The sequence below is a fragment of the Rhodopirellula bahusiensis genome (assembly GCF_002727185.1).
GTDB lineage: Bacteria > Planctomycetota > Planctomycetia > Pirellulales > Pirellulaceae > Rhodopirellula > Rhodopirellula bahusiensis.
This window is the reverse complement of sequence record NZ_NIZW01000018.1, coordinates 115,078-135,287: the sequence shown is the minus strand read 5'-3', so window position 1 is coordinate 135,287 and position 20,210 is coordinate 115,078. Positions and strand designations below refer to the sequence as shown.

The following is a 20,210-nucleotide window of genomic DNA, read 5'->3' as shown; positions in this document are numbered from 1 at the left end:
CGGCAAGACACAGCAGCGTTGATTGACAATAATGGCAGATCACACAACGTCGATTCTGCAACGCCTTTTCGGGTGTACGCCCATCGCGAGCCCACCTTGATCCGAGCCCATTGTATGACCAGCCGAGTGAACCCGGTCTTCGCAACGTTGATCGGGTTGGCATGGATTGCTCTTTTGAGTTGTCCTGTCGTGATCGCGGAAGACGTCTCATTTTCACGCGACGTCTTGCCGGTCCTATCGGACCGATGCTTTCACTGCCACGGTCCGGATGAAGGCAACCGCGAAGCCGACCTGCGATTGGATGTTGAGACTGCTGCGAAAGAAGATCGTGGCGGATACGCGGCGGTGCAGGCCGGCGATTTGGAGAGCAGCGAGATCTGGTCGCGAATCATTTCCGACGACGAAGACATGGTGATGCCGCCCGCGGATTCACACCGCAAACCACTGACCGAAAAAGAACGCGAAGCGATTCGGCAGTGGATCGAGTCCGGAGCACCTTGGGGGAAGCATTGGTCGTTCGAGAAGTTGTCACGTCCGGTTGTTCCTAAGTCTGCGGAGACAGACTCTAAAACGCATCCGATCGACGCGTTCGTCATGGAGAAACTGGCGGAGAACGATCTCGCATTGAGTCCGCCCGCGTCACCGGTCACACAGCTTCGTCGGCTCTCGTTCGACTTGACCGGTATCTCACCGACGTCCGAGCAAATTGTTCGTCTGGAAGAACAGTCCGAATCTGACGCAGAGCAAAGTTGGAACGAGCTCATTGATCAATGCCTCGAATCGCCGCACCATGCCGAACGCATGGCAATGTGGTGGCTCGATGCCGCCCGATATTCCGACTCGGACGGGTTCCAGCAGGACGGGACACGAGAAAACTGGCCTTGGCGAGATTGGGTGATTGACCAGTTCGCCAGCAATCGACCGTTCGACGAGTTCACGATCGAACAGTTCGCGGGTGACTTGCTTCCCGACGCTACGGCCGAGCAGAAGCTGGCGACATGTTTCCATCGCAACCACATGACCAACGGCGAAGGTGGCCGCGACCCGGAAGAGTCTCGCATCGACTACGTTATCGACCGAGTCAACACGACGGGAACGGTTTGGCTGGGGCTGACGCTCGGTTGCGTGCAATGTCACACGCACAAATTCGATCCGATCACACATCACGACTACTATTCGATGTCGGCGTTCTTCAACAGCATCGATGAAGACGGCAACGCGGGGATGCGAGCCAAACCGTATCTGGAATTTGAATCACCCAAGGTCGATCCTCAAGCGAATGAATTCACAATCTTCGTCAAGCAATGCGAAAACGACGAAGCGGTGGAGAAAGAACACGCCGTCAAGCGTTTCGAAGAATGGCTCGCGGAGTTTCAAAGCGACCCGCCGTCTGATCATGAAGTCTGGCAAACACCCACACCCAAACTAAGCAGCAGCGAGGGCACCAATTTCACTGTGGAAGACGAACGCATCGTTCAAACTCACGGTCCGACACCGGTTCAAGATGACTACCGAATCGTGATGCAGATCCCCAGCGACATGCCTCGGATCACCGGTTTGCGTATCGAAGTCTTCCCGCATGAATCACATGTTGGCGAAGCTTTCACACGAAGCGGGAATGGAGACTTCGCCCTGACGAGCGTCCTGGCGATGGGACGCCGCGAAGGCAGCCCATCGGAAACCCAGCTGGATTTCGCCGGTGCTAAAGCGGATTACCAAGCATCCAAAGATCGCAAGACCGAGTGGGACAAGCGCTACGCGAATATCAAAGAGACGCTGAACGACGACGCTCGCGACGGATGGACGACCGAAGGTGCCGAGACGATCGAACCGCACGTTGGAGTCTATGAACTCGAAGAACCTTGGGACGTCGAATCCGGCGATCAAATTGTCGTTTTGATGCGGCAGAGATCCACTCATGGAAATGCGAACATCGGCCGCTTTCGCATCTCGTTGACGTCCGAGCGGGGTGAAACGGTTCGGCGTGTCGATGGTGGTTCCCCACTAAAAGAACTCATCGAATGGATCAGCTCTGACGAAAACGATTCGGCCGACCCGCTCAGCGACAAGCTCCGCAATCGATTGCTGGAGCAGTTTCTGATCTCCGATCGCGAATACCAGGCCGTCAACAATCGATTGAAACTCGCCCGGAAGCAGCTTGGCAATCTGAAGAAACAAGCCGAGCCTCGCAAAGTCATGGTGCTTGCCGAGCGTGAGAAACCACGCGACACACATGTTTTGCTGCGTGGTGTTTGGGACGCGAAGGGTGACGTGGTTGCTCGCGCGGTGTTGCCAAGCGTGTTGGAATGGCCTGCCGAGAAATCTCGCACTCGATTGGATCTGGCCAATTGGATCGTCGATTCCGAAAACCCGCTGACGGCTCGCGTGATTGCGAATCACATGTGGCAATTGATGTTCGGTGCGGGTTTGGTTCGAACGCCGGGCGACTTTGGTCTGCAAGGCGAACTGCCGACGCATCCAAGATTGCTCGATTGGTTGGCGGTGGAGCTGATCGAAAGCGATTGGGATTTACGGCATATCCTGAGATTGATCGCGACCAGCCAAACGTACCGGCAGAGCAGCGTTGCCACGCCTGAGTTGCTGGAATTGGATCCCGAGAATCGGTTGCTTGCCAGATCCCCACGGTTCCGATTACCAGCCTGGATGATTCGCGACAATGCATTGCGGGTCTCAGGTCTGCTTGATCCGACCGTGGGTGGTCCGCCCGTGTACCCGTACCAACCGCCCGGCGTTTGGGCGGAGATCACGATGGGCCGGTTTGACTATCAGCCCAGCCTGAGTTCGCGGCAGTATCGACGCACGATCTATGCGTTTTGGCGTCGTAGCAGTGCACCGACATTCCTTTTCGACAGTGCCCAACGCCGCGTTTGCGAAGTGGGGGTGAGACGCACGAACACTCCACTTCACGCTCTGACGTTAATGAACGACAAAACCATGTTGGAGTCATCGCGTGCGTTTGCTGATGCGATCGTGACTGGAGGAGACTCGCCGGGCGAAGCTTTGTGGGAGAATCACGCGAACGCTCTCGCGGTCAGAGTCTTGTCGCGGCATTTCCACGACTCCGAACGGGCTGCTTTACAATCGGTTTGGAATCGCACCAACGATTACTACAGCGATCACATCGACGAAGCGATCGAGTTTTGCACCGTCGGTCAAATGGAATCGCCTGAGTCGGAAGTCGCGGCAGAAACCGCCGCCTGGATGACAACCGCCAGTCTGATTTTAAACCTTGACGAAGCCATGACACGTGAATGAGCCGGCCATTCGGTTGGTTCGCTCTTGAGTTCTTAATTCCATCGCTCCATTCGTTGCGAAATGACATGCATCATCACGAAACTCAATTGCAACTCGGTCGACGGAGCTTTCTATCGCAGGCCGGATTCAATTTTGGTGCCCTGGCCGCGGGAGCTATGTTGGGTGACGAATTGGCAGCGAGCGAACTCAAATCCAGCCTGCCGCATTTCGCTCCGAAGGCCAAGCGGGTCATCTTTCTGACCCAATCCGGCGGTCCGTCTCAGATCGAGTTGTTTGATCACAAGCCGGAGCTGCCAAAGTTGGCTGGCACCGAGTTGCCCGACAGTGTTCGCCAAGGCCAACGACTGACCGGAATGACCAAGAATCAAAAACAATTGATTCTGCCAGCGATCACCAAGTTTCATCGGCATGGCGAGTGCGGCCGGCTGGTTGGAGAGTGGTTGCCCCACATCGGATCGATCTCGGATGAACTGTGCTTCGTCAAATCGATGGTCACCGACGAGATCAATCACGCACCCGCGATGACGAAGTTTTTGACCGGACATCAGCTTCCTGGGCGTCCCAGTTTTGGTGCTTGGGCCAGCTATGGTTTGGGCAGTATGAACAGCAACCTGCCCGACTATGTCGTGCTGATTTCGAAGATGAAACGGCCCAGCGATCAGCCGCTCTACGATCACTATTGGGGAAGCGGTTTTCTGCCTTCCAAACATCAAGGCGTCAAGCTGCGAAGTGCAAAGGATCCGGTTCTGTATCTGAACGATCCCGATGGGTTCCCGCGTGAACTGCGTCGTGAAATGCTTGACGGGCTGGCAGCGATGAATCGGTCGCACCACGCCGAGACGATGGATCCTGAAATTGAAACGCGAATCGCTCAGTACGAAATGGCATTTCGGATGCAAACCAGCATCCCTGAATTGACCGATTTGAGTGACGAGTCCGACGAAACGTTTGAACTGTATGGTCCCGATTCACGTCGCCCGGGTAGCTACGCGGCGAACTGCATCCTGGCTCGCCGTTTGGCCGAACGTGACGTGCGGTTCATTCAGTTGTTTCATCCCGATTGGGATCACCATTCGAGACTGAGTTCTTGGTGCGTTTCGCGTTGTGTTGATACTGATCAACCTAGCGCCGCTCTGGTCAAGGATCTCAAGCGACGTGGATTGCTCGATGAAACGCTGATCATTTGGGGCGGCGAATTTGGACGCGGCGTGGCTGGTCAAGGCAAATGGGATTCACCCGAAGCCGGCCGAGATCACCATCCACGCTGCTTCACGATCTGGATGGCTGGTGCTGGCATCAAGCCTGGGACAAGCTACGGTCAGACGGATGATTTCAGTTACAACGTCGCTGAAAATCCGGTCCACGTGCGTGATCTGCACGCAACGGCGCTTCACGTGCTGGGGATTGATCACGAACGGTTCACCCACCGCTACCAAGGCCTCGATTTCAAGCTGACCGGTGTGGAATCATCCCAGGTCGTGCACGACATCTTGGCTTGATTCGGTCGCCCGGGCGTGGGCAGCGTTCGCTGAACGCTCGCTTTCCGCCTCCGCCAACATCGAGGTCGTCCAGTTTTTAACTGCTGGGTTGCGAAGCGTTTATCATCACCCTCCCCCTGGGAGGGTCGAGCGAAGCGAGGGGAGGGTCGAGCATCGGAACCAGCGCGTAACCCTCCCCGGCCCGAAGCGGGCCGACCCTCCCAAAGGGAGGGTGAAATAAAACTGCACGACCTCGCAGCGGGAGGGTGCGGAAAGCGAGCGTTTAGCGAGATTTCCGGGGGAGGGCAATCCGCGCCACCTCCATGCTCGGCCTCCTCCCTCGCGTACGCCTGAACGGCGTCGCTCGAACTCCCCCCAAACTTCGTTTCGGGAGAGGTTCTCAAATGCTGAATCCGCTAAAACGCGGCCTCGACAAACTGCACAACCTCCTTCGTCGGGAGGGGGGCTCATGACGCTGCTGGCACAGCACCTGAAAACGGCATGGTCTCTGCGATCAGGAGGGGGAATTCAAACTTCCGAGCACGCTGTTTGCAATTTGTCGATCCTCGAAGCGGGGCGACTGATCGCTTCGCAGGCCGGCATCAACCAAGTCTCGTGCGAGATTGGTGCGGTTTCCCTTGTTTGAACGTGGCGATCGAAGAGTTTTCATTTGTTTGAAATCTTTTTGCATCCAAAGCCTGCCTGGCTGCGAACTCTCAAACAACCACGCAGAAGAGACGTGGTTTGGGAAATTCAAAACATTCGTTTGAGAGACAGAAAGATGAAAAAGACACTGACCAGTTTGTTCGCCGTGGCTCTCATTGGCATGAGTGCCGCATCAGCAACTGCCGCCGACATTGTCGACACCGCAGTTGGAGCAGGAAAGTTCAAGACACTTGCTGCGGCACTTGGTGCTGCTGACCTGGTCGACACTTTGAAGGGGGAAGGACCGTTCACCGTCTTTGCACCGACGGACGCGGCTTTCGAGAAGCTGCCAGCCGGCACGGTGGAGACGTTGCTGAAACCTGAAAACAAAGGCCAATTGGCTGGCGTCCTGACGTACCACGTCGTCGCGGGCAAAGTGATGGCGGAACAAGTGGTCGGCTTGAAGGGTGCCCAGACCGTCAACGGCCAACGAGTCGACATCAAAGTGGATGGTTCCAGCGTCATGGTCGATGGTGCCAACGTTGTGACCACGGACATCGTTTGCGACAACGGCGTGATCCACATCATCGACAGCGTGATTTTGCCAGCCGACAAGACCATTCCTGAAACAGCGGACGCGGCAGGTAGTTTCAAGACTTTGCTTGCTGCAGCGAAGGCCGCTGGACTGGCGGAAGTGCTCGGCAGCGAAGGCCCCTTCACTGTCTTCGCACCGACGGACGAAGCATTCGCGAAGTTGCCCGAAGGGACGGTTGCGTCCTTGTTGGAACCAGCCAACAAAAAGAAATTGGTCGACATCCTGAAGTACCACGTTGTCTCTGGCCGCGTGTATTCTGAAGACGCTGTCGCAGCGAAGTCAGCCAAGACACTTCAAGGGTCGCCTCTTGGAATCAAAGTGACCGACAGCGGAGCGATGGTCAATGATTCAAAGTTAGTTGCAACTGATGTGGACGCTTCGAACGGTGTCATCCACATCATCGATGCGGTACTGCTTCCACCTGAGAACGCTGTCGACGCTCGTCGAGTGATTGAGAACACGGTCGCTCAAGGTGCTCGTCTGTTCAACGCCGGACATCACAGTGCTTGTGCTGACTTGTACCACACCACGATGACCGAGCTGATGTCTGCGAACCTTGGCGACTCGCTAAACAGTCACATGTCGACTGTCTTGACGAGTGCCAACCACACCACCTGCCCAACCCAGCGTGCTTGGACATTGCGAACTGGGATCGACCAAATGTACGGGCAGATTGTGACCAATCGCTAAGTTGCGAGGATCGGTTTCTGCTTCGTCGTCGAACCAAATCGAACGAGCGAGTTTCAACCACATTGAAGCTCGCTTGTCCGTTGCGCGGCAGAGCAGCCACGGTATACTGCACGGGCCGTGACGAACGAGGGGATTCAAATGTTTGGTCCCATGGTGTTGTGTGAGCCAGCGATCATGCTGGTGGAACACTTGTCAACAAGACCTGAATTCAACTGAGCGAAGGCGGACTTGAGCAACTCAATTTTAGAGCGAATCGCTGCGGGAGAGCATTCTGCAGTCGGAGATTGCCTGGACCAATATGGGCGTCTCGTCTGGTCGCTTGCCCGGCGATTGGCACCCACGGCCGAAGACGCGGAGGATGCGGTCCAGGAAGCGTTTGTTTCCATTTGGCAAAACGCGGCTCGGTTTGATTCCGAAAAGTCCACCGAGGTCACATTCATTGCCATGATCGCTCGACGCAGAATCATTGACCGAATGCGTCGCGGCATTCGTCCGACTGAGTGCGAGGTTGGTGGCGCTGATTTGCTCGTCAATGAACAGGCAGATGAATCCGCAACGGCAGGCAGCCGTGCTGCGGAGCTGGCAGACGAGGCCCGCAAAGCGGACAGTTGTTTGAGGAAGTTATCCACTGAGCAGCAGAAGGTGATTGATTTGTCGATTCATCGAGGGCTGTCGCACGGAAGGATCTCCGAAGTCATCGGAATGCCGTTGGGGACGGTGAAGTCAAACGCGAGGCGAGCATTGCTCAGCCTGAAAGAATGTATGAATCGACAAGGTCGCAGCCCGATTGTTGCGGCTGCTGATCAAAGAGGGGGTGGGCTATGAGTGAGCGACCAGACGACTTCCAGCCGACCTACGATCCAGGGGATCCCGGCAGCGACGCTTCCAACAACGACTTGCGTTTGCCACTTCGAGCGCAGGAGCTCTTGGCGGGGAAAGTCCTTGGTGATCTGTCTGATCAAGAGCACGACGAAGTTTCGAACTGGCAGGAGACCGAGGCCGATTTGGCGACGTTCTTCGAGCTGGAGAAAACGGCGGCCGCGGTGGATATGGCTTTGTCCTTTCGGCGGTCTCAAGATTCCGACACCAGCCCGGATGCGGAACTGCCCGCCGGCCTACGCGAGAAGATCCAAGCTGACGCAGGACGCGTTCTCGCGGAGGTTTCTGGAACCGGAATCGGAAGCGTGCAACGAACGGACGATTCGGTGGACAACGCGGTCACGTCTGCTCCGTTGGAAATAGTCCAGCCGCGCAAGCGAACTGATCTGAGGCCACGCGAAGCTGCCGCATGGCTGGCGTTTGCTGCATCCGCCTTGTTGGCATTGGGACTTTGGCGTGGAAGTGAGTGGAATCGTCCGGGAAATGTTGAAACGACCGCCGCGGCGGAGCGTACTTTGCTGTTGAACGAAGCGGAGGATGTGGTCCAAGTTGCGTGGGGCGATGGCAAGCACCCGTTCCAGACCGAAGTAAAAGGGGATGTTGTCTGGAGCAACGCATCCCAAGACGGTTACATGCGTTTTGTCGGGATGCCTGTGAACGATGTGGCGGTGGAGCAGTATCAGTTGTGGATCATCGACCCAGCGCGGGATGACGAACCGATCGACGGTGGCGTCTTCGACATTGATTCGACCGGAGAGGTTGTGGTTCCGATCACAGCGAAATTGAAAGTCCTGGATCCGGTTGCCTTTGCGATCACGGTTGAAAAGCCGGGCGGGGTGGTCGTGTCATCGCAAGAGAATCTGCCACTGTTGGCTACGGTTCAGTAGTTCCAGTCAACGCGTTGATCCGGACGAGGCGAGCGTGTTGGGGCATCCAAAGCTGCTGCATTCAACCGCGGAGCGGTGACAGTTGGTAGCCTCGGGTTTCAACCCGAGGTTCGTGTGCGTCACCCGAGACGGCCAAGCCGCGGAGTGGCGACAGTTGTTTGAAACGCATTCCCGGCTGTCGTCGCTCCGCGACTTGGCGGGTGTGTTGGGGTGTCGGGGACCTTGGGTTGAAACCCAAGGCTGACGGATTTCGTCGCTCCGCGACTGGTTCAACCGCGGAGCGGTGACAATTGCCGGCTCACCTGCGGTCTTGCACTTTTGCTTCCATCTTTCGCAGCTTTGCGTCGAGATCTTGGATCGCGGGCTGCATTTCTGGTTCCCGGATCAGGTTGTGGTGTTCCCCAGGATCGGACTGCAAGTCGTAGAACTCGTCGCGTCCTTCATTGTGTCGATCACGAATGAGTTTGTATCGCGGGGTGCGGTAACCTCTCAGGGACGCGGTCGTGTAACGGATCATGTCGTACTCGGTGTACAGTTCCTGATCCCAATCGGCCTGCGATTCACCTTTCAACAACGGTGTCAGATCTCGGCCCATCAACCCTTGGGCTGCGGACGCATCACCCGCGACGGCGCACAGCGTCGGGAACCAATCCAAATGAGACGCGGTGTGCTCAATCACGTTGGAAGGTTTCACCACGCCGGGCCATCTCACGATCGCCGGCACACGCAGTGAATGGTCGTAAAGATTGGGGCGATACTTCTTGGAGATTACCCGAGTGCCTTGGTGCATTTCGCCTGGCGGTTTTTGCTTCGTCGCCCAGATCCCATTGCCTTTGTGCCAGATTCCATTGTGGCCCATGTTGAATCCGTGATCCGACGTGAAGATCACAATCGTGTTGGAACTCAAACCTCGGTCGTCGAGCGTTCGCAGCAATCGCCCGAGGTTGCGGTCCACGCCAGTCGTGCTGGCCAAATACTCCTTCATCATTTTGCGAACCCGCGTCGTATCCAGTCCTGGGTAATCTGGGATGGTTGGATCCATCGTGTCATACGGTTCCCAGTCCTCCGGCGCGACCGGCAACCAGCGCCCATGAGGTGCTCGAGTTGACAGGCACAGAAAGAACGGACGGTCCGCGTTGTGTTCCACGAACTCGATGGCATGATCCGTCAGGATGTCTGTTGTCAGTCCCTCGAAGGTGTGGACTTTGCCGTCGAGTTCCAGTTCGGGGTTGTCCGGCGACGTCCCGCCTCCTGTCAGCCCCATGAACGAATCGAATCCGTGTTGAGTCGGGTGTTTGTCGCCGTCCTCCGATGCCGTCCAGTCACCGAGGTGCCATTTGCCGACCAGACCGGTGCGATAGCCCTGACGCTGCAAGACTTCTGCGAAGGTCGTTGTGGTATCGGGATCGAGGAAAACGGGAGCTTCGGGATCGTAGAGTTTGTGTCCCGGTTGTGGGATGAAATCGGTGATCCCCAATTCGCTGGCGTAGCGGCCTGTCATCAAGGTCGCCCGAGCCGGACTGCAGACCGGAGTGGTGCAGAAGAAGTTGCGAAACACGGCTCCTTCTGCTGCCAATCGATCCATGTTTGGCGTCGATGGAACCGGCACGTCGTCGAACTGTCCTGAACGAACGGCTTCTGCAAAAGCCCACGGGGCTTGGTCGTCCGTCAAAATCATCACCACGTTTGGCTTGGCGGCAGTGGTTGATCTGATCGGCGTCGCCCAGTGCACGAAGCAACAAATCGTCAGTGACCAAGCCAACGTCTTCCAGCGAATCAATCCAAGCGTCATGATCGAAGTAGCATTCAAAACAGGGTGTGCAAACAGTGGGGATGTCACGACATCTTATCCGCTGTCGCCGCCATTTGCGTGGTGAAACCATCCGGTCTGTCACAGCGTAGAATCAGACGTGGTTTATCCCCTTCGAGAATCAAAAATCATGCTTTCATCCACGTTTCAGATTCGTGAACTCTTCAATGCTGACTGGCCGGCGACTTGGGCCGTGATCGAACCCGCATTTCGATCTGGAACGACTTTCCCGCATCCGCAGGACATCACGTCGGAGGCAGGCTACGAAATATGGGCCGCGGGGTCGGCCAAAGCGTATGTGGCCGAAGATGAGTCCGGCGGAATTCTCGGGACGTACTACTTGAAACCGAATCAACCGGGGCGAGGATCGCACGTCTGCAATTGCGCTTACATCGTTTCAAGTGCGGCCCGAGGGATGGGCATCGCTTCGAAGATGTGTGAGCATTCTCAGCGGGAAGCTTTGCAGGAAGGTTACCGATCCATGCAATTCAATTTTGTGGTGTCGACGAACACGGGAGCCGTCCGGCTTTGGCAGAAATTGGGGTTCGAAATTGTCGGGACCCTTCCCGAAGCGTTTGATCACCCGGAAAATGGCTACGTCGATGTCTACGTCATGCACAAAAGCCTTCTCGGCTAACGATCAACTGCTTTGATCGTCATTCTCTTCTCGCTTCCAAGTACTCACCGACCGGGTGTCTGATCCGGAACGACATTGGTACGGTTCATGATCGACATGAAGGATTTGTTTCGATTCTCGATCGAGGATAGAGAGATTGTCTCGTTACCGTTTCACGCTGTATGCGCTGTTTTGCTTGGTGACGGGCGTCGCTGCATTCTTCGGGCTCGTTCGATTTTTGGTGCGTCAGCCGGAGATGTTGACTCCCATTGTCACGGTTTTCGTTTTCCTGGGTTGCGTTCTATCACCGGGGATCGCGTCTCGCCGAGATTCAGCTCGGAACCGAATGACACTCGGGTGTCTTGTTCTACCGTTGTTCTTTGTCGTCTGTGGATTTGCTTTTTCGGTGGTGATCCTGATGCTCAGTCGCGGCGGATGAAATGCGAAATTTGGTCTTGGTATGCATCGTTGTCTTTGCAACGGAATCGGCCGTCGCCGATGATCTGTCCCCGGGTCAGCAATTGGTCGACGCTTGCTATCGACTGAATCAATTTCGTGTTGTGAAGTTGCTGCGTGACGGCGTCGACGTCAACACAACGTTCGGCGAGAGTCGTCGAGTGGGAGCCTACCCGAAGGAATGGACGCCGCTTTTGGCTCTTGTTCATTCTCCCAACGGGCGTGATCCTTCGGATCCGCAAAGTGATGCCGTGCGATACAAACGGGCTGCCATCTTGCGCGTTCTGATTTCAAACAATTGCGATCTCGATGCGAACGATCGGACCGGTGCCACCGCATTGCACACAGCCATTCGAAATCGAGAGGTTGAACTCGCCAACTTGATTTTGTTGTATCGCCAAAACGTGAACACTTGGGCAACCCGAGAGTTCTGGAAACGCGAGTCGCCACTCCACTCCGCGTATTGGTCTCCAGAACTATCTGCTTTGTTGTTGTCTCAGGGAGCAACCGCGAAAGTCAGCGATGAGTATCGGTTGGTAGCAGCGAAGGCGGACTATTGCGAGGCCTTGATGGAGTTCTTGAAGCTGCATCATCGCGAGCCAACCGACGAAGAGAAAACGGCACTCGGTTTCGACCCAAGGTTTGGTCAAGTAGAAACTCCACGAGAACGAAATTCCAGAGCCATGGCAGAAGTGCTGGAAGCGAAGGAAACGCAACTGCTCGACGATGACGAATCGTTCTAGCGAAGGCAAATCACTCAGTGGTTCCCATTTGACGTTCTCTTTAATGGTATGGTTGTTTCCGGTGCGACAGGTTTTTTCTCAGATCCGCAGCACGCAACTTCGAATTTGAGTGGCGAAATGGACATCAATTGCGAAAGACGTGGGCAGTTTGCTCTTGTCTTGGCGACGGTGCGACGAACGCAATCGCTTCCCGGCGGCGAAATTCGCGGCTTGCCCAATGGCCGTGTCGTCAGTGGCTTGAAGGGGTTTCATCAGTTCGCCAGTCGGCTTGCTGAAGCTGAGAAGGAAGACCAGCAGGGCCGCCCGCGGGCTGCTTTGGATCAGGTCCATCAATTGAAGAATGAATTCAGCGTGATCGCGAGTCGGTGGCAGTCAATGGTGGCGGGTTTGCTTCAGGGCATTCGGACAGGCCGCGACGTCCAGAACTTGGAGCGTCTTAAACGCATGAAATCTGCTCAACTTCAAATGGGCATGTTGATTGACACGGCGCAAAAGGCTTTCAAAGATCTGATCGCGAATTTGAATACCGTCGAGTCAGATTTGAATTGTCAAACGGGCGATGAGTAGCAAAATCGAACGCATGGTAGAAGGCGACTACTCCAATCCGTATCAGAGCCCGTCGGAACTCGAGCTCGAAGTTGTCGCGGATTCTGATGCTGAACTTGGCATGTTCGAGCGAGAACGAAGCGTGGCGGTGCCGCTCTTGGTGCTGTCAACGATCGCTCTCATTCTTAGTTTGAGTGGTGCGCCGACGGCACAGTTTTTCAGTTCTTACCCGTGGAGACTGAATCCATATGTGGCCTACATTTCGGCGATCATGATGCATTTGGTTCAGTGGTACGGAGCACGTTGCATGTTCGCCGGACAATTGAGGGCGTTTTCGTATGTCGCTGCGATTCTTTGTTTGATTCCAAGGTTATCGCCTCTCGTGGTTCTCGGGATTCCATTTGGATTCATCGCGATCATTGTGCTGATTCTGGGTGATATTGGCGTCGATGGAAAACGTATTCCTGCAGGGTTAGCGGCGAAGAAGTAGAAGATGGGATTACGACACGTAGCAGTCGCCTGGCGTCGGCTACAGTTGGAAGTGACTGGTCAGGATTGGCGAAAGTCGTTTGACAACGTCCGGATATTGATCGAATACGTTTTGTTTTTCGGTTGAGTCGGAACGGTGGTCGTAGAGCTCTTCGGCGATGAGTGCGTTGTCCGAAATGGATCGCCACTGGGTGTATCGCCAATCGGCCGTGCGGACGGAGTAGCCCCAGGCGATCCAGCTCTTCCGAGGCGCGTAAAACGGATGCTGGTGCTGGGTGAAGGCGGCTTGTTTGAGTGTTTGGTCGGGATCCTTGAGCAGCGATGCGACGTTCGTTCCTTCTAAGTTGTCAGGCAGGTCGTCAGCGATGCCCGCGAGGGATGCAAGGGTGGGGTAGAGATCAACCAATTCCGTCAGGCAATTGGTTCGCTGGCCCGTCTGGTCGGTGCGTGGATCGGCGATGATGAGGGGGACTCGTGCGTCGAGTTCGAAGTTGCTGGTTTTGCCCCACAGCGTTTTTTCGCCGATGTGAAAACCATGGTCGGACACAAACGCGACGATCGTGTTGTCTTGGTGGCCGCTCCCTTCGAGGGCGCGGAGGATCAAACCGACTTGAGCGTCGAGGAAGCTGATCGAAGCGTAGTACCCGTGACGAAGATGTTGCTGGATTTCGGGGGGCAAATCGGCTTGCTTGGGGATTCCGTCGTAGCTGTGCACCTCTTTCGAAATGTGCATCGCGATTTCTGGCACGTCGATTGGTTTGGCTTTCAAGGCTGGGCCCGAAATCTGATTCGGATCGTAGAGGTCCCAGTACTTCTTTGGTGCAACGAAGGGCAAATGAGGACGCCAGAATCCGACGCCCAAGAAGAACGGGGCAGAGTCGCGGGGGTAGTCGCGAATCACGGACGCAGCCAGACGCGAGATCTGGCCATCGCGATAGGCGGTGTCGGGCACGTCCAGTGTTTCGGTCACCGGTGCCTTCTTGATCTTGCGAGCACGCAAGGCGACGGGTGTGTTGGAGTGCACTGTGTCGGCGGCGTGCGTTCCTGCGTGGAAGACTTCGTCCATCGACCATGACTGGCGGTCTTGCGTGTCGCCCATGTTGTGGAAGATCTTGCCGATGTCTTGGCAGTAGTAGCCATGATTCTTGAAGTGCTGAGGCAACGTGACCAGCGAGGCGCCGTTGGGGGCGGTCTCGCGAAAACCTTTGCGGAGGTCATCGACGCCCACCGTGTTTGGACGCAGGCCGGTCAAGAATGAGGACCGCGAGGGATTGCAGACCGCTTGTTGGCAATAGGCTCGATCGAACACCAATCCGCGTTCAGCGAGGGCGTCCAGGTTCGGCGTGATCGCGTTGGGATCACCATAGGACCCGATCGCACAGTTCAGGTCATCGGCGACGATCAGCAGAACGTTGGGGCGATCATGGCCTAGTGATGGCCGGAGGAACAGCACGGCGATGGCGAGCGAACCGAACCATCGGCAAGTCGCGGCGATGTGATTGAAAGCGATCTTCGGTGGGAGCGACAACAACCTGGTCACCTGGAGTCAATCGGGGAGCAAACTTGGAGCATGGAGTTTGCTCACAAGTTTAGCTGAACCGTTCGACAGTCGGAGTTTGACTGCCGGAGCGGCGCCGAAGCGGTTTGATTCGGCCAACCTGAATGATCGCTGGTTGTGAAAACGGTTCGTCAGATGCTTTTCGGTGCCAGTGCAGCGATGGCCATTCCAGTCACAAGGCCGCCCACGTGAGCGCCATTGGCGATTCCTTGGATCAGCGGCGTCATGCAAGCGAACATGAACCCGAGCATGAGGTAGACATTGAACGGTGGAATTCCAACTGGATAGGACGGTTGGAAGCGAGGTCGAATCCAGATGTACCCGAAGACTCCGAACACCGCTCCTGATGCGCCGATCGCCATAGGGCTTTCCATCCAATCAGGCAGCACGACTTGGACGATCATTCCAACGACGTGCGAAACCAGTAAAAGTACCGCGATGAACCACGACCCGTGCAATCGTTCAACAACGCTTCCCAATGTGAACAAAGCCATCATGTTGAACACCAAGTGCATTGGCGAACCGTGAAGAAACGCCGGTGTGACCAGTCGCCAGACTTCGCCCTTTTTGATTGATACCCAAGGGTCATCTGATTTCTGGTACTCGATGGGGTCGGCGAGGGCCAACGCAGAGAAAAGTTTTTGCGCCGTCGAGAGATAGTCCCCTCGCTCCAATTGTTCGAGCGTGATCACTTCGGGCAGATCGCGGCGAGGCTTGGGATCAGCGAAATTGGTGACGTAGCCGATGATTCCGCAGATGGCGATCATGCCAATGACGACCGGAATATTGCCGGTCCTTGCGGATCGTCCACTAAAAGCTCCTGAACCGCCACGCAGCTTCTTCTGAGCTTTGTTCTGCAACGCCAGCTTGCGTTTCTTTTCAGCTTCGGCTACTTTTCGCAATCGCGCGGCTTCGGCGGTCACGTCAAACTTGGCGGCTCCCGGTGACTGTTTGAACTCTTCCATGGCTTCTCGAGCCATCGCGACATCTTTCTCGTCACGAATCCAGATATCATGGGAGTTTTCGTCGTGGTCGACTTTCGCAGGGATTCTCAGAGTCTGCAGGTAGTCGCTGAATTGGTCAGCCAATTTGGGATCGGAAAAAGTGCCGATTCGCCGCATATCAATCTTTCTTGTTCGAAACGAAAATGACATCCATGTTCTACGTTGATCTCGCGAAAATTGCACGGGTGGGGACGCGACGCGAAGGATCGCAGACACCCGTTTTCTGCCGCCAAACTCGCGGTGGAGCGTGGGCCGTTTGCTTGCTGGCGAGCGTGTTTCTCGGGGCGCAAGCGACCGCCGATGAGTTTCCGAAGCCGATCAACACAGAACCTCTCGCAGAATTGAACGCCGACGGCAAGCTCGCCGGGCCTCCGTTGTTGTCGCCCGAAGATGCGGCCGCCGCGATCGAGATGCCACCGGGATTCACCACAACCGTTTTCGCAAGCGAGCCAGAGGTTCAGAACCCGATCGATTTGGCTTGGGATAGAAAAGGGCGACTGTGGGTCGCGGAAAATTACACCTACGGTCAACGCGGCGTGTCCTGGCGGGATGACCAACGCGATCGAGTGCTGGTCTTCAACGATGAAAATCTCGACGGAGTCGCTGAGTCACGGACCGTGTTCATGGACTCGGTTCAGCATCTGACCAGTGTTGAAGTTGGTCGCGGTGGCGTGTGGCTGATGTGCCCGCCGCAACTGCTTTTTGTGCCGGATGCGGACGGGGATGCGGTTCCTGATTCGGCTCCTAAAGTCATCTTGGACGGGTTCACGATCGCGGAGCAGAACTATCACAACCTGGCCAATGGATTGCGGTTCGGCCCGGACGGTTGGCTGTACGGGCGTTGCGGCGGATCGTGTCCGGGACGGATTGGTTTGCCGGGGACTCCTGATGCGGATCGAACTGCTCTGGAGGGCGGCATTTGGCGATACAACGTGGACACGCGTCACGTCGAAGTGCTGTGTCATGGGACGACGAACCCGTGGGGGCACGATTTTGATCGCAATGGCGAGCTGTTTTTCATTAACACCGTCAACGGACATTTGTGGCATGGCATTCACGGGGCTCACCTTCACCGACCGTTCACTTTGGACCCGAACCCGAACGCTTATGAGTTGATTGATCAGCACGCCGATCACTATCACTTCGACACGTCCGGCAAATGGCAAGACTCACGTGACGGAGCCGCCAACGACTACGGCGGCGGGCACGCTCACGTTGGCATGATGATCTATCAAGAGTCGACGTGGCCGACGGAATACCAAGAAGACTTGTACACGTTGAATTTCCACGGGCGTCGCGTGAATCGCGAACGATTGGAACCTCAAGGAACCGGTTATGTCGGCAAGCACGAGAAAGACCTGTTCCTCAGCGACGACGTGTGGTTCCGTGGGATGGAACTGTCTGCCGGTCCGGATGGCAACGTGATCGTTTTGGACTGGGCGGACTTGGGCGAGTGCCATGAACACTCGGGAGTTCACCGGTCGAGTGGCCGCGTTTTTCAAATCCGCTACGAGGCGGGAACGCCGGATGACGTGGCTGATCGACTGGCAAAGCTGAACGAACCTGGGATCAACGTCGAGCAAACGATCGCGTTCCAACTGGCGGGTGATCGTTGGTTCTCGCATCAGTCTCGTTTGCAGGTGGCAGAGGCCGTTGCCGGAGGTGCCGACGCCAGCGAACTGAACGCGGCGTTGTTGAAACAATTCAAAGATGTCGAGGGAACCGATCCGCAACAACGCTTGCGAATGCTATGGACGCTGAACGTTTCAGGTGGTTTGTCTCGCAAGGTTTTGTTTGAAGGTATCGCTGATCCGTCGCCGCATGTCCGTTCATGGTGCTTTCGCTTGATGACTCAACATTGGCCGATCGACGATGTGTTCGGGCCGACAGCGGCGGGCAAGGCAGCGGGCGAGAAAGTGAGTGACGAGTACCGTGCTTACTCGAGCGATTTCCTTACTCACGCGGAGGCCGATGTCGCGTCGGTGCGTTTAACGCTCGCGTCGATCCTGCAGCGATTGCCATTGGGTTTGCGAGGCGAGATGGCGGATTTCTTGACCGAGCTAAAGTCTGGCATCGAGGACGCTGACGATCACAACCAAGGGCTGATGATTTGGTACGGGCTGATGTCGAGTGCGGAAGATCATCCCGACGAGTTGCTCTTTGGCGGTGAGCAATGCCAGATTCCAACGACCACGCGACTGATTTCGCGAGCCTTGGCCGAACGAGTCGACCAGCACCCGAAGGAGTTCGCTCGTTTGGTGACTTCCGTGACCCGGCGTTTGCACGGCGATCAAGACCTGGATGGAAAGCCCAACGTGGAATGCGCGGATGCTTTCTTGGAAGGTGTGTCAGCGGGAATTATCGGAATCCGAAAGGCGGAGCGTCCGGAAGACTGGGACGACTTCCAAGCGGTCTTGTCCGCTCATAGGGACTTGCAAACCAAGCACGCGGAAACGCTTCGCAAACTGAACACTTTGTTTGGTGATGGCCAGAGCGTTGCTGAGATGGCGGTGGTTGCGGGCGATGGAAAGGCCGATGTGCTGGAACGCTTGGCCGCAGTTCGGGGGCTGATCGAATCAAGAGGGACAGACGAAGCGCTGGACGATTCGAAGATCGTTCAGTTGGCGACGCCGTTGATTCGAGATCCGCGAGTCAACGCGAAGTTGGCTCCGGCGTTGTCGACGATTGAGATGCCGGCGGTGGGAAGTCTGTTGCTCGACAACTTGAATCGTTTCCGAGCCCCGCGTCGTTCTGGTGTGGTGGGGCTGTTGTGTTCCCGAGCCGTTTTCGCCGACGTGTTGTTGACGGCGATTGAGCAGAAGAAGCGTCCCAAGGACATTCTGACGGCGTCCCATGTGCGGACAATCCTGACGCTTGAAAACGATGAGTTGACCGAGCGAGTCGAGAACGTTTGGGGGCGAATTCGTGACACGCCGGATGATCGGAAAGAGGAAATTCAACGCTGGACGAAATCATTGACGCGTGAACAATTGAGCCATGCGGATTTGTCGTCGGGGCGGGCTTTGTTTCAAACCGCGTGCGCGAACTGTCACCAACTGTTTGGGACCGGTGGCAAGGTGGGGCCGGATTTGACTGGATCGCAGCGCAGTGATCTTGGTTATCTGTTGCACAACATCATTGACCCTGATTCGGTGGTCGGTGCCGACTACCGGGCAACCAAAATCGTGACCGCGGATGGCAGGTTGTTGGTCGGTTTGGTGACCCAGCGAACGCGTCAGACCACGACGATTGTCGCGGCGGATCAGACTTGGGTACTGGCCAACGATGACATTGAATTGGAAAGCGTGACCGAGCAATCGCCAATGCCGAGTGGGTTGCTGCAGCCAATGACCGAGCAGCAAGTGGTTGATTTGATCGGCTACCTGCAAAGTCCGACGCAGGTGGCATTGCCGGCGGAGAAGTAGGTTCCCGTCGTAGCGGAAGTCGTCAAGACTTTCGGTTTTCCAGATCACTCGTTTTCGAACTCGGTGTCGCTGAGTTCGAAGACCACTTGCACCGATGCGGAGAGCGTCATCATGCCGGCTTGAATGGAACTTCCTTCTGATTCTCCGCCAAACAGTTGCACGCTGTTGCTGAATGGGTCAGAACGTCGCGAAGTTTCTTGGACACTGATCACACGTGCGACCTTCGCATCGAGGGCCCCGGCCATGTCGCTGGCCTTTTCGCGAGCTGCAGCAATCGCTTTGATGCGAGCGGCGCGGCGATGTTGGACTTGATCGGAGTTCATCCACTGGATCCCAGCGATGGAGTTGACACCGCGTTCCAGGACACCGGCGTAGACCGTTTGGAACTTTTTGATGTCGCGAACCAAAACGGTCAGTTGGCGACTGGCGGAATATCCGATGGGTTGGTTCTGCTGCAACTCATCGCGAACACTCGGCTGGGGAGCTTCGGTTTGAGTGGCTTGTTGCTGTGGCACGCTATCAAACAGATCGCCGAATCCTTGCGAGGCTGACATCGACGAACGTTGCTTTGCATACTGCCCCTTTTGACCTTGACGGTAGATCGGTGAAAGGACGACCGATTCCGTCCGAATGTCTTTGGCTTCGATCCCTTGGCCCTTCAGAAACTGCACGACGCGAGTGACTTGCTCGGAGGTCTTTCGAGCCGCTTCGGTGACCTTTTCTTCACGTGATTCGATCGCGAAACGAAGCGTGACGCTGTCGGGGGCGACCTTGGAGTCAGCCGTTGCTTGCACGGTCAATTTGGACCGAGTGTCAACCCCGTCGGCGGCGTTGGACGACGCCGGGGCTGACAGCATGGATGCAGTGATGGCAGCAACAAGCAGGCTCGATTGGTAGGCGGTGCGTTTCGACATGTTGGACTCCGTTGATTGTTGTGAATCAGAAGGGGGCCGTCATTCTATGATGTGACAGAGGGAGGTGTTTCGAAATGGCTTGAGATCTCTCGCTATGCTTGCGTGGATGGTTTGATGTCGTGCAGCGTGACGCGAATGGTGTGGAGTGAGCTGGGTTGCGACGTGGCTTGGCCGTTGAGAGATGCCCGACGGAGCAGTT

15 protein-coding genes are annotated in these 20,210 nt (G+C 56.1%); 11 read left to right on the top strand and 4 right to left on the bottom strand.

The window, feature by feature from the left end; genetic code table 11:
- Window positions 1–114: 114 nt before the first annotated feature.
- The 5 genes from CEE69_RS21730 to CEE69_RS21700 all read left to right on the top strand — a co-directional run bounded on the left by CEE69_RS21730 (window position 115) and on the right by CEE69_RS21700 (window position 8,450).
- On the top strand, window positions 115–3,276 hold the full coding sequence (locus CEE69_RS21730; RefSeq protein WP_099262705.1) for a PSD1 and planctomycete cytochrome C domain-containing protein: 3,162 nt from the start codon (window positions 115–117) through the stop codon (window positions 3,274–3,276).
- Between the two features lie 65 nt (window positions 3,277–3,341).
- Window positions 3,342–4,775 (top strand): DUF1501 domain-containing protein, encoded by a 1,434-nt coding sequence (locus tag CEE69_RS21725; RefSeq protein ID WP_099262753.1) that lies wholly within the window; start codon window positions 3,342–3,344, stop codon window positions 4,773–4,775.
- Window positions 4,776–5,535: 760 nt separating this feature from the next.
- Window positions 5,536–6,684 (top strand): fasciclin domain-containing protein, encoded by a 1,149-nt coding sequence (locus CEE69_RS33825; protein WP_099262752.1) that lies wholly within the window; start codon window positions 5,536–5,538, stop codon window positions 6,682–6,684.
- A 228-nt stretch (window positions 6,685–6,912) separates the two neighbouring features.
- Window positions 6,913–7,509, top strand: a complete 597-nt coding sequence (locus CEE69_RS21705) for an RNA polymerase sigma factor (protein ID WP_099262703.1) — start codon at window positions 6,913–6,915, stop codon at window positions 7,507–7,509.
- Window positions 7,506–8,450 (top strand): anti-sigma factor, encoded by a 945-nt coding sequence (locus CEE69_RS21700; RefSeq protein WP_099262702.1) that lies wholly within the window; start codon window positions 7,506–7,508, stop codon window positions 8,448–8,450. Before CEE69_RS21705 ends, CEE69_RS21700 begins: the two co-directional genes overlap by 4 nt.
- Before the next feature lie 298 nt (window positions 8,451–8,748).
- On the opposite strand, the gene CEE69_RS21695 is transcribed toward CEE69_RS21700, so the two are convergent.
- The gene (locus CEE69_RS21695) at window positions 8,749–10,242 is read right to left on the bottom strand and encodes a sulfatase family protein (RefSeq protein WP_099262701.1); all 1,494 of its coding nucleotides are present in this window, start codon (window positions 10,240–10,242) and stop codon (window positions 8,749–8,751) included.
- Between the two features lie 148 nt (window positions 10,243–10,390).
- Between CEE69_RS21695 and CEE69_RS21690 the strand changes: the two genes are divergently transcribed.
- The 5 genes from CEE69_RS21690 (at window position 10,391) to CEE69_RS21670 (ending at window position 13,111) form a co-directional block, all read left to right on the top strand.
- A complete protein-coding gene (locus CEE69_RS21690; RefSeq protein WP_099262751.1) occupies window positions 10,391–10,897 on the top strand; it encodes a GNAT family N-acetyltransferase in 507 nt (168 codons plus the stop codon).
- 136 nt (window positions 10,898–11,033) lie between these two features.
- On the top strand, window positions 11,034–11,315 hold the full coding sequence (locus CEE69_RS21685) for a hypothetical protein (RefSeq protein ID WP_099262700.1): 282 nt from the start codon (window positions 11,034–11,036) through the stop codon (window positions 11,313–11,315).
- 1 nt (window position 11,316) lies between these two features.
- Window positions 11,317–12,075 (top strand): ankyrin repeat domain-containing protein, encoded by a 759-nt coding sequence (locus CEE69_RS21680; protein WP_099262699.1) that lies wholly within the window; start codon window positions 11,317–11,319, stop codon window positions 12,073–12,075.
- Window positions 12,076–12,192: 117 nt separating this feature from the next.
- Window positions 12,193–12,642, top strand: a complete 450-nt coding sequence (locus tag CEE69_RS21675) for a hypothetical protein (protein WP_233215505.1) — start codon at window positions 12,193–12,195, stop codon at window positions 12,640–12,642.
- Window positions 12,635–13,111, top strand: a complete 477-nt coding sequence (locus CEE69_RS21670) for a hypothetical protein (protein ID WP_099262698.1) — start codon at window positions 12,635–12,637, stop codon at window positions 13,109–13,111. Before CEE69_RS21675 ends, CEE69_RS21670 begins: the two co-directional genes overlap by 8 nt.
- 39 nt (window positions 13,112–13,150) lie before the next feature.
- Here the strand turns inward: CEE69_RS21670 and CEE69_RS21665 are convergent, their stop codons facing one another.
- Both CEE69_RS21665 and CEE69_RS21660 read right to left on the bottom strand, forming a co-directional pair.
- Window positions 13,151–14,650: a sulfatase gene (locus tag CEE69_RS21665; protein WP_099262697.1), complete on the bottom strand. Its 1,500-nt coding sequence runs from the start codon at window positions 14,648–14,650 to the stop codon at window positions 13,151–13,153.
- Window positions 14,651–14,799: 149 nt separating this feature from the next.
- Entirely contained in the window at window positions 14,800–15,822 is a 1,023-nt protein-coding gene (locus CEE69_RS21660; RefSeq protein WP_099262749.1) for a rhomboid family intramembrane serine protease, read from the bottom strand.
- Between CEE69_RS21660 and CEE69_RS21655 the strand changes: the two genes are divergently transcribed.
- The gene (locus CEE69_RS21655) at window positions 15,816–19,097 is read left to right on the top strand and encodes a PVC-type heme-binding CxxCH protein (protein ID WP_099262696.1); all 3,282 of its coding nucleotides are present in this window, start codon (window positions 15,816–15,818) and stop codon (window positions 19,095–19,097) included. The genes CEE69_RS21660 and CEE69_RS21655 overlap by 7 nt on opposite strands.
- Window positions 19,098–19,141: 44 nt before the next feature.
- Here the strand turns inward: CEE69_RS21655 and CEE69_RS21650 are convergent, their stop codons facing one another.
- Window positions 19,142–20,011, bottom strand: coding sequence for an SIMPL domain-containing protein (locus tag CEE69_RS21650; RefSeq protein ID WP_099262695.1), 870 nt, complete (start codon window positions 20,009–20,011; stop codon window positions 19,142–19,144).
- Window positions 20,012–20,210 lie beyond the last annotated feature (199 nt).